The following is an 805-nucleotide window of genomic DNA, read 5'->3' on the forward strand; positions in this document are numbered from 1 at the left end:
GGAGGCAGCTGTCTACGGTGGGGCTGATGATTGGGGTGAAGTCGTAACAAGGTAGCCGTAGGGGAACCTGCGGCTGGATCACCTCCTTTAAAGAAAAAAATCCGATTCGCTATTTAATTGCAAAGAGTTTTGCATTAACCAGCTTCTGGTTGGTTGCAGCTCTTTACAAAGATAGGCTATGGGCCTGTAGCTCAGTTGGTTAGAGCGCACGCCTGATAAGCGTGAGGTCGGAAGTTCAAATCTTCCCAGGCCCACCATCTACCCAAGTGGGGGCGTAGCTCAGCTGGGAGAGCACCTGCCTTGCACGCAGGGGGTCAACGGTTCAATCCCGTTCGCCTCCACCATTTTGGTGGAATAGCTTACATGATCTTTTACAAGTAGTTTTTTGGTAGTCATCATTACTTCACTTAAGTAGTGGTTACAATCCAAGTAATATACTTGGCTGAAGCCTTAACGGCTTCTGCTCTTTTACAATCGATAGGGACGGAAAAGAATGTCCGTAGAAAAATAAGTTATTAAGGGCAACTGGCGGATGCCTTGGCACTAGAAGGCGATGAAAGACGTGGTAGGCTGCGATATGCTGTGGTGAGGAGCCAAACATCCTTTGACCCACAGATTTCTGAATGGGGAAACCCAGCGGGAGTTATGTCCCGTTATCTCTTTACTGAATACATAGGTTTAGAGAGGCTAACCGGGGGAAGTGAAACATCTCAGTACCCCGAGGAAAGGAAATCAAACGAGACTCTCTTAGTAGCGGCGAGCGAACGGGGAATAGCCCAAACCGTCGTGTTTCGACACGGCGGGG

2 tRNA genes and 2 rRNA genes are annotated in these 805 nt (G+C 48.9%); all 4 read left to right on the plus strand.

The features are described 5' to 3' along the window. Positions 1 to 89 (plus strand): 16S ribosomal RNA (locus SP90_RS16380); the annotation flags it as partial. Between the two features lie 91 nt (positions 90 to 180). Continuing rightward, a tRNA-Ile gene (locus tag SP90_RS16385) sits at positions 181 to 257 on the plus strand. Between the two features lie 11 nt (positions 258 to 268). Next, positions 269 to 344: transfer RNA gene (locus SP90_RS16390), tRNA-Ala, on the plus strand. Between the two features lie 161 nt (positions 345 to 505). Further along, a 23S ribosomal RNA gene (locus tag SP90_RS16395) occupies positions 506 to 805 on the plus strand; the annotation flags it as partial.

This window comes from Halodesulfovibrio spirochaetisodalis (assembly GCF_001672295.1).
Classification (GTDB): Bacteria; Desulfobacterota; Desulfovibrionia; order Desulfovibrionales; family Desulfovibrionaceae; genus Halodesulfovibrio; species Halodesulfovibrio spirochaetisodalis.